The organism is Streptomyces sp., from assembly GCF_036566765.1.
Lineage (GTDB): Bacteria > Actinomycetota > Actinomycetes > Streptomycetales > Streptomycetaceae > Streptomyces.
In genome coordinates, this window is record NZ_DATCVQ010000377.1 from 1 (window position 1) to 12,322 (window position 12,322).

Annotated in this window: 11 protein-coding genes and 1 pseudogene; 7 read left to right on the forward strand and 5 right to left on the reverse strand. The window is 71.1% G+C overall.

The features are described 5' to 3' along the window. A partial coding sequence (locus VIU94_RS22120) for a hypothetical protein (RefSeq protein ID WP_331913589.1) occupies positions 1-1,062 on the reverse strand: 1,062 nt, incomplete at its 3' end. Positions 1,063-1,534: 472 nt separating this feature from the next. Between VIU94_RS22120 and VIU94_RS22125 the strand changes: the two genes are divergently transcribed. Both VIU94_RS22125 and VIU94_RS22130 read left to right on the forward strand, forming a co-directional pair. After that, entirely contained in the window at positions 1,535-1,939 is a 405-nt protein-coding gene (locus VIU94_RS22125; protein WP_331913590.1) for a hypothetical protein, read from the forward strand. 208 nt (positions 1,940-2,147) lie between these two features. Next, positions 2,148-2,618 (forward strand): hemerythrin domain-containing protein, encoded by a 471-nt coding sequence (locus VIU94_RS22130; protein WP_331913591.1) that lies wholly within the window; start codon positions 2,148-2,150, stop codon positions 2,616-2,618. 149 nt (positions 2,619-2,767) lie between these two features. Here the strand turns inward: VIU94_RS22130 and VIU94_RS22135 are convergent, their stop codons facing one another. Continuing rightward, a complete protein-coding gene (locus VIU94_RS22135; RefSeq protein ID WP_331913592.1) occupies positions 2,768-3,952 on the reverse strand; it encodes a low temperature requirement protein A in 1,185 nt (394 codons plus the stop codon). Positions 3,953-4,120: 168 nt separating this feature from the next. After that, a complete protein-coding gene (locus VIU94_RS22140) occupies positions 4,121-4,516 on the reverse strand; it encodes a hypothetical protein (protein WP_331913593.1) in 396 nt (131 codons plus the stop codon). Between the two features lie 166 nt (positions 4,517-4,682). On the opposite strand from VIU94_RS22140, the gene VIU94_RS22145 reads away from it, so the two are divergent. Next, complete coding sequence (locus tag VIU94_RS22145) at positions 4,683-5,381, forward strand: NADPH-dependent F420 reductase (protein ID WP_331913594.1); 699 nt, start codon at positions 4,683-4,685, stop codon at positions 5,379-5,381. 228 nt (positions 5,382-5,609) lie between these two features. After that, the gene (locus VIU94_RS22150; RefSeq protein WP_331913595.1) at positions 5,610-6,413 is read left to right on the forward strand and encodes a DUF4389 domain-containing protein; all 804 of its coding nucleotides are present in this window, start codon (positions 5,610-5,612) and stop codon (positions 6,411-6,413) included. A gap of 13 nt (positions 6,414-6,426) precedes the next feature. Here VIU94_RS22150 and VIU94_RS22155 read toward each other — a convergent pair whose 3' ends face one another. Continuing rightward, a complete protein-coding gene (locus tag VIU94_RS22155) occupies positions 6,427-6,876 on the reverse strand; it encodes a nitroreductase family deazaflavin-dependent oxidoreductase (protein ID WP_331913596.1) in 450 nt (149 codons plus the stop codon). Between the two features lie 76 nt (positions 6,877-6,952). On the opposite strand from VIU94_RS22155, the pseudogene VIU94_RS22160 reads away from it, so the two are divergent. The 3 genes and pseudogenes from VIU94_RS22160 to VIU94_RS22170 all read left to right on the forward strand — a co-directional run. Next, positions 6,953-7,238, forward strand: a pseudogene (locus VIU94_RS22160) (DUF3626 domain-containing protein); the annotation flags it as partial. Positions 7,239-7,530: 292 nt separating this feature from the next. Then, entirely contained in the window at positions 7,531-8,298 is a 768-nt protein-coding gene (locus VIU94_RS22165; protein WP_331913597.1) for an SDR family NAD(P)-dependent oxidoreductase, read from the forward strand. 228 nt (positions 8,299-8,526) lie between these two features. Beyond that, on the forward strand, positions 8,527-11,325 hold the full coding sequence (locus VIU94_RS22170; RefSeq protein WP_331913598.1) for an AfsR/SARP family transcriptional regulator: 2,799 nt from the start codon (positions 8,527-8,529) through the stop codon (positions 11,323-11,325). A 142-nt stretch (positions 11,326-11,467) separates the two neighbouring features. Here the strand turns inward: VIU94_RS22170 and VIU94_RS22175 are convergent. Beyond that, positions 11,468-12,322 (reverse strand): ADP-ribosyltransferase domain-containing protein (locus VIU94_RS22175; RefSeq protein ID WP_331913599.1); only part of this gene is annotated, 855 nt, incomplete at its 5' end.

The following is a 12,322-nucleotide window of genomic DNA, read 5'->3' on the forward strand; positions in this document are numbered from 1 at the left end:
GACCTGCGGACCCTCCACCGGACTGTCCACCGGACCGTCGAGGTCGAACATCATCAGCCGTTCGGGACGCTTGCGGCGGCCGTTCAACGGCCTCAGAATCGCCCCCTGCCCGCCTGCGACGAGCACCGTGAACACGCCCGGGCTCAAGGTCTCCAGGACCTGTCCTGTGTCGACGGCCATGCGGGCCACCCGGGGAGCGGACGTCTCCCAGCGTCGTCCCTTGCGACGGCTTCGGCGTTCGGCGTTGGCCCAGACGGACGTTCCGTCGGAAGCCAGGAGCAGCTGGCGGCCGCCCTCCTCGTCCGCCACTGCCCATTGCCTGTCTCCTGACGGCAGCCACGACTCCGCCAAGACCCCGTCCAGGGCGGCCAGCACACTTCCGTCCTTCATGCCCTCGACAGCCCACACCCGTCGGCGCACAGACCACTGCCGACCGTCGGCAGCCGCGAGATTCGCCAGAAGCCGGCGGGCCTCCGCACCGCGATCCGGCCGGACGGCGGGCTCTGCAGGGGAGAGGAGTTCCTCGGGGCCGATCGCGCGCTCGCCGACTGCGCCCCAGTCAGCGCGTGTGACGACGCTGGCATGCCCCTGCTCATGTGCCTGCGGGTTGTCATGGTCGTCGTACGGTGCCAAGACCAGACGGATTGCTGTTTCGCTGAGCCATTCCACGCTGAGTACGTCCCGCTGGTGGGGCAGGGCGGACACGACGTCGCCGGTGTCCAGGTGGATCAGCAGCAGCTCGCCGTCGAAGGAGTAGCCGCCGTCGTAACGCCCCGTGCCGACGGCCAGCAGGGGAAGGGCGGGGTGGAAGGCGAGGGATCGTACGGGGTACCGGGAGCGCACCAGGTGTCGACACCGCAGGCCGTCCTGCTCGTAGACACCGATCCGCCACCCCGTCCACCCGCGGTCCGCAGTCGCGCCGCCGCTCCACTGAAGCCACCCGAGGTCCCCGGCCGCAGCGATCATCCGCGAGCGGTCGTCGACGACGGCCAGAGCCGGCTCTCCGATCTCGGCGAACGGCCCGTTGCCGAAAACGGCTTGGACGACGGGTACAAGGGTCATGCAGGGTCCCTCCCAGGACGGAATGCGAACGCTCGACGTCCCAGAGACGAGCCGCCGACAGCTCATGATCCCGACGGGTGGCAGGCCTGTACCAATGAGTTTTTCAGCATGGCCATCGATCGGATGACTACGTGAGTGTCCGCAACGCACGAGGCACAGCGGCCGCCAGTGAGCCGAGGGCATGGGGTTGGGGTCTGAGGCTGTTAGTCCCTTCAGTTTTTTGTTCGGGCCCTTCGGTGCCGCTGCCGCATGGAACACCTGGTGTCCTGTCACGCTCTGCCCATGGCAGGGCCATGCCGGATGGGGCAGCGCCGGTTGAACCTGCGGGATGAAGGTGCGCGGCGATGAAGGGCATGTACGGCATGGGCCGCCGGAAGATCGACAAGCCGCGCCGACCACGGAGCGCAGGGCCGAATTACTCACTCGACCAGTCGGGGCCGCCCAGTGAGCGGTGGCAAACACCGGAGGTGGCATGACCGATCCGCTGATGATCCTCAGGCAGGCGCGCGAAGGGAACGTACCGGTGGATTGGCGAGTCTTCACCAAGAAGCGGGGGAAAATTTCCGGCTTCTTGCGCGGGACAGCGGATGATCCGGACCCGCTGCTGGTCATCACCCCTGACGGCGCTATCGAATACGCGGACGAACGCAAGCCGCTGATGATCGTAAACTTCTGTGATCTAGCTGAAATGACGCTACGCGTGGTCGGAAGCAGCTTCTCCGATAGTTCCACTGTGAGTCTCGCCGTGTGGGTTGACCTCAACTACCGCGACGGCAGAAAGGACAAGTGGAAGTCCAAAGCCTTCGCGGACAACATGCAGACGATTCAGGGATTTATCGAAGCGTATGGCGCCCACAAGGCATTTCGAGGACGCTGATGACGATCAGGTGGTGCTTATGCCGACAGCTGCCGGGGCCGGCAGTGGAGCGGGTTGCGCTCGGTGTGCGGGTGGATATCGGTGTTGACGGGGCGACAGGCGCGGTAGTGTGTCGGAAGCGTCGCGTGCCGGTGGCAGACAGTGCCAGGCATGGAGGCGCCGGATCGAAGGAGGTCGACGATGCACTCGTCGTACCCTTCGCTCTCGCGTGACTGAGCGCGAGACGACCAGGCTCGTCGCCTGGAGCCAAGAACTCCGTCAGGTGCACCACCGACTGCGTGAAGCGCTGTCCGTGACCCGCGCCTCCCTTGCAGACGGAACGCCCGGTGAGGCGGCCACCCGTGACCTGCTGCTGTATTGCCACGGCTTCTGCGCCGCTCTCGACGGCCACCACCAGGGCGAAGACCGCACCCTGTTCCCGGCCATCGCCGCCGCGCACCCTGAGCTGCGGGGGGTACTGCGTTCGCTCGAGCAGGATCACTCGATGATCGCCCATCTGCTCGGTGGCCTGCGTGCCGCGGTCGACAGGGCCGCTCCGCCTGAGGATCTCGACCACCACCTCGAGGGCATCGCCGCGATCATGGAGAACCACTTCCGGTACGAGGAGCGGCAACTGCTCACCGTGCTCGAAACCCTCGAGTTGGCAGCCGAGCCTGGACAGGTGCTGGGCCCGATCTGATCCCGGACCGGACAGTGCCCATCGGGTGGTGCGTCGGTTGGTGGGGGAGCGCGGGGTGAAGCCTTCGGGTGGTCAGCGGCCTGGGCCTGGACCACTTCGAAGGCCGCACCTGGCCTGGCCGGTACCACTGCGCCACCCTCGTCACCGTCCTAGAGCTGCCCAGCCTCTCTTATCCGCCGGGACAGGCGCTTCGCGTACGCCAGATGGGCGATGGCCTCGGCGGCGAGCAGCAGGACCACGAGCCAGGGGGCGAGGACGTCGCCGCCCAGGACGATCAGCAGGGGGATTCCGATTCCGGGTGCGGCCCAGACCACGATCCGGCCCGGACGGCGACCGAGGCGGAGGGCGATGGCGGCGTGCGCGGCATGGTAGAGCGCGAGCCCGCCGCACAGGGCCCAGACGGCACCCGGAGGGAGGTGGTCGTGGCCGGCCTCCTCGACGGCGGTACCCAGGCCGGCGGCCAGGGCGATGACCGCGGCCGTGACGAAGAAGTGCAGGAACCCGCCGATGTCGCGGGCGAGGAGGTAGGCCTCGCGTTCCCCCGCCCTGCCCATGACCAGTTCGGCGCTGGTCGTGGCGAAGTCGAAGTACGACCACCACAGAGCGGCCAGCAACAGGAAGCCGAGGAAGGCCACCGTTCCGGCAGCCGCCGTCCACGTCTCGTCGGTGGAGATGACCAGGGCTGCCACGGACTCGCCGAGCACGATGATCACGAACAGGCCGACCCGTTCCACGAGGTGCCCGGTGTGGACCGGTCGGGGGATGCCCGCGCCGCGGGCGGTGAGCAGCAGCACCATCTCCGCGGCGAGCAGCACCGCCCAGACGACGTACCGCCAGGGTGCGGGGACGGCGGCGGAAGCCGCCCACAGAACAGCGGAAGCCAGGCAGTAGGTCAGCGGGCGCCAGCGCGGGACGCGGCGCTGCCCGGTGAAACGCGTCGCAGGCCACCACAGGGCGAGCAGCACCAGACGGGTGCCCGCATAGCCCAATGCGTACGCGGGCCCGCGGTCCCCGTCGGCCTCGGGCACGGCCGCCGCCATGACGGCCAGGCACAGCATGGCGAACAGCATGGCGATGCGGCGACGTGGGCTGTCGTCGACGAAGAGGTTGGCCGAGACCGTGAGGTTGGCCCACATCCACCAGGGCGGAAAGTACAGGGCCAGGAAGACGCCGAAGTCACGGGCGTCCGGGTCACCGTGCAGGGCGTGGGAGAGCTGGGCTACGAAGACGACGAAGACGAGGTCGAAGAAGAGCTCGAGCCAGCCGGCGTGCCGGGCCGCCGACACGGGCCCGGGTTCGCCCGGCGCGGCGACCGTAGGTGGGGGCGTACTCATCGGGCAGTCCCTGCAGGGTCGACACCACTGCCCGCATCAGACCATGCGACGGCCTCTCGCGCCCGGCGACGCTCTCGGGCGCGGTCGTGCATGCTCCCCGCTCCCGGCTTCCCGCTTCGACCGGCGCCGCAGCCAGCGCCGTCCTGCCGCAGCGAACTCCCGTACGGGTCAGACGGAGGTGAAGAGATCCTCGGGGGCGTCGTCCAGGACGAAACCGTTGTCGAGGCGGACGCGAACCGTCGCCCGGAGCCTCTGCTCCTGGTGGGCGGCCCATTCGGGTTCCAGGGACGCGATCTCCTCTTCGAGCTTCTTCTTGCTCCCCGGGGGCATCTGGTCGCCGAAGTCGTCGAGGAGCGCCTTCAGCCGTACGTACTCGCGGACCTCCTGGCTCTGTTCCGCAGGCCCGTGCTCGTCCACCCGCTCGACGGTCCCCTCGGCGCCCGCCGCCAAGGACAGGGTGGCGGCACCGGCATCCGTCGCCGAGGAGCCGTCGGCCGGAACGACCGATCCGGCCAGCCTGAGGTCCGTCGCCAGCTTCACCCGCCGGCCCACTTCGAGCGTCATCGATCCTTCATCCCTACTGTCGTGTCGCTGTCATTATCGGGGGCTTCACCCTGACGGCGGCACGGACGGCGCCGCCGCGGGGAATACCGAGCCTGGCGGTCCGGAATGAGTGGGGGGTAGGCAAAGGACTGTCGCTGTCGGTGACCACCCTCGAAAGGACCCCCTCATGAGGTACGCGATTCTCGGCACCGGCGCCGCCGGACGGACCCTGGCCGCCAAGCTGGCTTCCCTGGGGCACGAGGTCGCCGTCGGCACCCGGGACCCCCGAGCCACCTTGGCCCGCGCCGGCGACGACTCCCTCGGCAACCCGCCCTTCGGCCGATGGCTGGCCGAGCGTCCCCAGGTGAGCCTGCTGGCCTTCGCGGACGCCTCGGAGTTCGGCGATACGGTGGTGAACGCCACGGCGGGCAACGTTTCGCTGCATGCGCTCGAAGCCGCGGGTCGCGACCGTCTGGCCGGCAAGATCGTGATCGACGTCGCCAACCCGCTCGACTTCTCCCAGGGCATGCCGCCGGTCCTCAGCCCGGTCAACACCGACAGCCTCGGCGAGCGGATCCAGCGCGCTTTCCCGGAGTCGAAGGTCGTCAAGACCCTCAACACCATGAACGCCCGCATCATGGTGGAGCCGTCTCGCGTCCCCGGGGCGCACAACGTCTTCGTCTCCGGCGACGACGACGGCGCCAAGAAGGGGGTGACCCAGTTGCTGGTGTCCTTCGGCTGGCCCGAGGAGAGCGTGATCGATCTCGGCGACATCACCAGCGCGCGGGGCGCCGAGATGGTGCTCCCGATCTGGCTGCGCCTGTGGGGCGCTCTCGGCCACACCGACTTCAACTTCCACGTGCAGGGCTCCCGGACGCGCGCCTGACCCGGCCGCCGGCCTACACGGCACCCACCGAGCCCCCGGTCTGCCGTGGGCGGGGACGGAGGCAAGCGACGGCTCCCGCCAGAGCGGATCCCCGGCTCTCCCCGCCGGCTCTCGCCGCAGGCCTCACGCTTCCTCGGCGACCCATGTGGACCCTATGGCGGTGCGGGGACCGCCCGGACGCGCCACGATCGAGGTGATCCCAGGAACCGGGTGCATACGGAGGCTGCCGTGACGACAGGTTGGGAACCCCGCCCCTCGGATGGCGTCGACAGCGGCGAGTGGCGTCCCGCCCTGGACGTCCCCGCTCCGGGGCGGCAGCGCCGCTGGACGGTGCTACTGCGCTGGCTGTTGCTCCTGCCCCAGTTCATCGTCGTCGCCCTGCTGTCCCTGGCCGCCTTCTTCGTCACGATCGCGGGCTGGTTCAGCGCGTTGGTCCTGGGCCGCCTGCCCGACCCGATCGCCTCCTTCCTCGGCTCGGTCCTCGCCTACCAGACCCGGGTCTCGGCGAGTTCGACCCTGCTCGTCGACCGCTACCCGCCGTTCGCCTTCGACGCCCCCGAGTACCCGGTGCAGATCGAACTCCGCCGCACCCCGCTCAATCGGCTGGCGGTGTTCTTCCGGCTGATCCTGGTGATCCCGGCGGCGATCATCAGCAGCCTCGCGATGTCCGGCTGGTTCACGATCTGCTGGGTGTTCTGGCTGATCGGCATCATCCTGGGACGCCTGCCCGAACCGGTCTTCGGCGCAACGGCGGCCGTCGTCCGGTACCGGATGCGGCTGTCCGCCTACATGATGCTGCTGACGCCGGTGTACCCCAAGGGCATCCTCGGCGACGAACCGGCGTCCGCCGCCGAGCAGGCGTACTCCGCTACGCGTCCCCTCGTCCTGGACACGGCCGCGAAGGTGCTGGTCTGGGTCTTTCTGCTGCTCGGCCTCGCCGGCCATCTGACCTCCGGCACCGTCGACTACGACACGGACTACGACACGGACTACGCCCGCTCGAGCGCGGCCGTCGAACGGGCCGTGCGGTGACCGTGCGGGACCGTCAGACGGCGGGCGCCTCGACGGGCTCGACCACGAAGACCGGAATCTCCCGGTCGGTCCTGCGCTGGTAGTCGGCGTAGTCCGGGTACGCCGCGACGGCGCGTTCCCACCAGGCCTGCCGCTCCTCGCCGGTGACGAGCCGCGCCTTCATCTCCGCCACCTCTGGGCCGTCGCGCAGCTCGACGAGCGGCGAGGCGACGAGGTTGTGGTACCAGACAGGGTGCTTGACCGCGCCGCCGTTCGAGGCGACGAGCGCGTACGCGCCCTCGTGCTCCACCCGCATGAGCGGAGTCTTGCGGATCTTCCCGCTCCGCGCGCCGAGGTTCGTCACCAGCACGACCGGCAGTCCCCGGATCGTCGTGCCCTTCGTGCCGCCTGACGACTCGTACAAGGCGACCTGGTCCCGGACCCACTTCGTCGGACTCGCTTCGTACACGCCTTCAATGGCCATTGCCGACCTCCCGTCATTGCGGCGAACGCCGCCCGCCGTGGCTCTATTCCGCGGCGGTTGGGCCGGTCAGCGGTTTTATGGGGCGTCGGACTACCGTCGCAAGCCGGGCGGTGGACCGCCGCGGTTCGACTCCGCCCACATCCGGCCGGCTGCCGAGACGCTGGCGCGGACCACGGGCCCTGCGTCTTGGTTGCCCGGTGGCGCGGCACCCCGGATTCCGACTCGAGGTCGGGCAACTCCGCCGTCATCCCGGCTACCGCGGTCAGGAGTACGTCGACTTGGGTGCGCAGATCGCCGTCGGCGGCGTACTCGATCCGCGCATCGTCGGGAACGCTGCGTGTTCCGGCCGCTACGACCCCGAGGAACTGGCGTGCGCGGCGCTGCGCGACGCGGTCGACGCGCTGCTCGCCGCCGAGGCCGACGTCGTCGCCGCGGTCCACGCCCACCAAGACCCGTTCACCGACGCCCTCAAGCGACGCACTGGGATCGAGGTCGTCCACCTCACGCCGGCCAACCGGCCACCCCGCCTGAGGGGCTCGCCCCCCGACTGCGTGGCCGCCCCTCAGGCCTCGCGGCCGTGGTCGCAGAATGTGACGCGACAGGAGAACTGTTCTCAACCCGCCACGACGCGGGGAGCATCCACGGAGGTATCAGATGAACCTGCCCGCATCGGGCCGACGCGTCCTCGTCAGCGGGGCCTCACGGGGCCTCGGCCGCGCGGTCGCGCAGGCGTTCGCGGCCAATGGCGACCGGGTCGCCGTCCACTACGGCTCTCGCGCCGACGAGGCCGGCGCCACCCTCAACTCCCTCGCCGGCACCGGCCACGCCCTGATCGGCGGCGACCTCGCCGATCCCGCGGGAGCGGCAGCGGTGGCGGACGCGACGGCCGAGGCGCTCGGTGGCATCGACGTCCTGGTGAACAACGCGGCGGTCAACATCCGCCACCCTCTCGCGGAGACCCCGTACGAGGAGTGGGTGGCGGTGTGGCAGCGGCATGTGTCCGTGAACCTGCTGGCCACGGCGAACCTGAGCCATCTCGCGGCACGGCGGATGATCGACCAGGGTGGGGGCGGCCGCATCGTCAACATCGGCTCCCGGGGCGCCTTCCGCGGGGAACCGGACCACCCCGCCTACGGCGCGACGAAGGCGGCCGTCCACGCACTCGGCCAGTCGCTCGCGGTCTCGCTGGCCCCGCACGGGATCGCCGTCGCCTCGGTCGCGCCCGGCTTCTTCGCCACCGAACGCGTCGCACCCCGTCTGGAAGGCCCCGAAGGCGCCGCGATCCGCGCCCAGAGCCCCTTCGACCGGGTGGCCGCCCCGGAGGAGATCGCCGCGGCCGTCCTGTGGCTCGCCTCCCCCGCCGCCCAGTGGTCCTCGGGCACGATCCTCGACGTCAACGGCGCTTCCTACCTACGTAGTTGAGTCCCCCCGGCGGCGGGGCCGGTCACGCCGGGGGCTCCGAATTGCCGAGCAATGCGGAGCAGGGTTCTGCACGGCAGGTGCGCGCCGCTGCGGCGGCGGTTCCTCCGACGTCGTGGTGACTGAACACCGTCAGGGTGTGGACGGCGCTTGGAACGAAGGCTTGGATGTTTCTTGAATCGCCGTTCTCTCCTGCGAAGACTGGTGCGCCGAACACCATGAGGGGGCGCCATGGCAGAGGTGGAGTGCCGCGTACTCGGAGCGGTCGAAGTCCTCGTCGGGGGACGCGCGGTGGATCTGGGGCACGCGAGGCAGCGGCATGTGCTGGCCGTGCTGCTCGTCGAGGTCAATCAGCCCCTGCCGGTGGGAACGCTGGTCGAGCGGGTGTGGGGTGAACGGGCGCCGCGCGGCGTCGTGAACTCGCTCTACAGCTACGTCTCCCGGCTGCGCGGAACGCTGTCCGCGGCCGGGATACAGCTCGTGCGTCACGCCGGTGGGTACATGGCGCAGGCGCAGGCGGACGTCGTCGATCTGCACCGGTTCCGCTCCCTGGTTGCTCGGGCCCGTGGGACGCGGGACGAGGAGTCGGGCGAACTGTTGGGGGAGGCGCTCGCGCTGTTCCCCGAGGGGGACGCGTTCGCGGCGGCGGACACCCCGTGGTTCACGCACCTGCGGGAGGTGTTGGCCACCGAACGGCAGGCGGCCGAACTGGAGCTGGGCGACGTGCTCCTGCGCCAGGGCAGGGAGGCGGAGCTGCTGCCGCGACTGCTGGCCGCCGTCGCCGCGCAACCCTACGACGAACGGCTCGCCGGACAGCTGATGCTCGCGTTGCACCGGCAGGGACGCACCGTACAGGCCCTGGAGCACTACCGGACTCTACGGCGCAGCCTCGACGAGGAGCTCGGGCTCACCCCTGGCGCGGCCGTCCAGCGGCTCCACCAGGAACTGCTGGGGGCCGACGACTCCAAGGCGCCCGCCCCGCCCGTGTCGGACGGCGCGCGTGCCGCCGCGGCCGCTCCGGTCGCCGTCCCACGCCAGCTGCCCCTCGCACCCGCGGGCTTCGTCGGCCGGCGCCGGGAACGGGAGCGGCTCGCGAACGCGGTCGGCCGGATCGTCGTCGTCAGCGGCCCCGGAGGAGTCGGCAAGAGCTGGCTGGCGGCCCGCTGGGCGTACGAGGAGGCCCGCCGGTTCCCCGACGGACAGCTCTACGCCGACCTGCGCGGCTACGACGCGGGCGCCGAACCGTCACCCCCGTCCACCGTCCTGCGCGGCTTCCTCGAAGCGCTCGGCGTCCCGGCCGACGCCGTGCCGGAGGAGCAGGCCGCGCGGGAGGGCCTGTACCGGAGCCTTCTCACGGACCGGCGCGTCCTGGTCGTCCTCGACGACGCGCACGACACCGCGCAGGTGCTTCCCCTGCTGCCCGGCTCACCGGCTTGCACGGTCCTGATCACCAGCCGGAACCGGCTCTCGTCCCTGGTCGTCGCGCACGGCGCGGTCAGCGTCTCACCCGCCGTCTTCGACGACGGCCAGGCCCGCGAACTGCTCGCCGGCCGGCTGGGCGCCGAACGAACCGCGGCGGAGCCGGAGGCCGTCGCATCGCTCGTGGAGTACTGCGCCGGGCTGCCGCTGGCACTGGGCCTGGTGGCCGCCCGCGTCGCCGCCAACCCCGACTTCCCGCTCGCCGCGCTGGCCCACGAGCTCGCGGACGCCACGGGCCGGCTCGACGCCCTGGACACCGGCGACCCCGCGGTGAGCCTGAACCTGCGGGCGGTGTTCGCGATGTCGCGGCGGGCGCTCAGCCCGCCGGCCCGCCGCCTCTTCGACCTCCTCGGGCTGGTCCCCGGCCCGGACGTCGGCCTGGAGGCGGTCGCGAGCCTCGCCGGCGTCCCGCGCGGCCGGGCCCGGGCGCTCCTCTCCGAGCTGGAGTCCGCGCACCTCGTCCACCAGCACCTGCCGGGACGGTACGTGCTGCACGACCTCGTCCGGCTGTACGCACGCGAGTGCGCCGCCCGGGACGAGGCCGGGGAGCGGGCCGATGCGACGGTGAGGTTCGTCGACTTCCACCTGCACACGGCGTACGCGGCGAACGAGCTCCTGGACGGCGTCCACACGCCCTTCAAGCCGGAGCGGGTCGACCCGCCGGCCCCGGGATGCACGCCGTGGGCGCCGGCCGACTTCACCGACGCGCACTCATGGTTCGCGAAGGAGCACGCCTGCCTCGTCGCGGCGCAGGAGCTGGCGATGTCGACCGGGCTGCATGTCGAGGCCGTCCACCTTGCGTGGTCCCTGATCTCGTACCAGTTGGGGGCCCACCACCTGCCGGAGTACGCCCGGGTCTGGCAGACCGCCCTCACCGCGGCAGAGCGGCAGCCCGCCGCCGTTCCGCGCATCCTCGCCCACTGGCGGCTGGGCCACTTCCACGCGATGAGCGGCCGCCGGCCGGAGGGTCTGGATCATCTGCACGGAGCGCTCGACCTGGCGGAGCAGGCCGGGGACACGGCGGCGCGGGCGCACATCCACCGGACGCTCGCCCGGCTCTGGGAGCTGCACGGCGACGACCGGCAGGCCCTCCACCACGCCACCGGCGCCCTGCGGTTGTACGAGGAGCTGGCGAACCCCTTCTGGCTGGCCAACCAGCTCAACGCGGTCGGCTGGATGCACGCCCTGCTCGGCTCGTACGAACAAGCACAGGCGTACTGCGAGCAGGCGCACTCCCTGCACATCAAGCACGGCAGGCCGGGTGACGAGGCGTCGACCCTGGACAGCCTCGGCTACATCGCCCACAGGACCGGCGACCACGCCACCGCGCTGGCCCACTACCGGCAGGCGCTCGCCCAGTTCCGGGCGATCGGCGACGGCGCCAACGAGGCCGACACCCTCGCCCACATCGCTGAGACGCTCACCGCCCTCGACCGGCCGGACGAGGCCTGTGTCGCATGGACCCAGACCCTCGATCTGTACCGGTCCCAGGGGCGGGATTCCGACGGCGACCGCGCCGAGGCGGCGCTCGCCGCCCTGCCGCCCGGGTAGGCCCAGCCAGCCTGAGCCCTGAGCCGTGGACTGGGCGCTCGTCGGCCGCGACCCTGGGCCAGGGCCGCAGCCGACGAGCGGGCGGTCAGGACACTCGCGGGCGGTCAGGAGACGCGTGGGGCGTCAGGAGACGAGCGGGCCGTCAGGAGACGAGTGGGGCGGCGTCCTCTTCGGTCAGCTTGACCGTGCACAGGCCGCCGCGCTCGGTCACCACGTCCGTCACCTTGAGCTGGGTGCCCGGCGCGAGGATGTACTCCTCCTCCCCGGTGAAGGCGGAGAACTTCCGGATGCCCACCGCCCGCGCGGGGGTCACCTCGAAGAGCGTCCGCTTGCCGCGGCTGCCCAGGAAGGACCTCGCCACGCCCAGCTCCGAGGTGCACGAGGACACGCCCCACCAGGTCACCGTCCGCCCGACCGGGTACTGCTTCCGCAGGTCCAGGGCCACACCGCGCCACAGCGGCTCGGTTCGGGCCGGCAGCCCCGAGACCGCCGAGAACAGCAGCCGCAGGTACGGGAGGTAGGGCACGACCTTGCTCCGGTCCGGGGAGCGCAGGACGGCGTTGATCTCGCGGTAGAACCGCGACTCGCAGGTGTAGAGGTAGAGCGCGGCGACCGCGTCCGAGGACAGGCCGACGGCCGGCTCGTCCGCCCGCCGCTTGCCGAACTCACGGGACCGGTCGATGTGTCGGCCGATCCCGGTCAGCACCTCGGCGACCGGCGCGACGGCGTCCTGGAAGTCCATCAGCGGGGTGTCGAAGACACCGGTGATCGCCGGGAGGACGAGCCCCTCGTCCTTGACGCTGGTGAGCCGCTCCAGGTACAGCTGGTGCAACTCCATCGTCGACGCGATGAAGGCCCCCATGCGCGCCGCGACATCGCCGCCCGCCCCGTCGGCGCCGGCCGCCTCCTCGTTCCATCCCTTGCTCGGCAGCCAGTCGATCTCGTCGGCGCCCAGCGACGCGAGGGCCCCGTTCACTTCGGCGAAGTGGTCGCCCTC